Source organism: Paraburkholderia sp. UYCP14C, from assembly GCF_004197395.1.
Taxonomy (GTDB): Bacteria; Pseudomonadota; Gammaproteobacteria; order Burkholderiales; family Burkholderiaceae; genus Paraburkholderia.
The window spans coordinates 1-395 of record NZ_SELS01000355.1 but is presented as its reverse complement, the minus strand read 5'-3'; the positions used below and the strand labels follow the sequence as shown (position 1 = coordinate 395).

Annotated in this window: 1 pseudogene; it reads left to right on the top strand. The window is 62.8% G+C overall.

The window, feature by feature from the left end:
* Positions 1-383 (top strand): annotated as a pseudogene (locus EVC45_RS46500) (hypothetical protein); the annotation flags it as partial.
* Positions 384-395 lie beyond the last annotated feature (12 nt).

Sequence of the window (395 nt, the reverse complement as noted above, 5' to 3'; positions counted from 1 at the left end):
TCGATGCCGGCATTATCTCAGACCCGCAACACAACCATCAGGCCCTATCTGCTGAAGACCCTGCCGAACAAAGTCCCCCCGACGCGTGCAACCTGCGCGACCTGGCGCGCAAGCGCATGCAGCTCGTACGCAGCCGCACGACGCACATCCTCGCGGCCGAGAACATCACGGCCCGCCAGTTCGGCCAGCGCATCACGAGCAACGAGGTCGTTCGGCTGGACGAAGCGGCGATTAGCCAGATGGGATTGCCCGACGACGTGGTACTCGCGGTCCGCGCAAACGTGGCGGCCGTCACAGTGCTCGGCGCCCAGATTGAGATGGCGGTTTCAAGCCGAAGTGCAACAAGGGGGTTAATGTTTAGCGTCTTGGGGTTGACTTGCTGAGGCGAGCGTAGC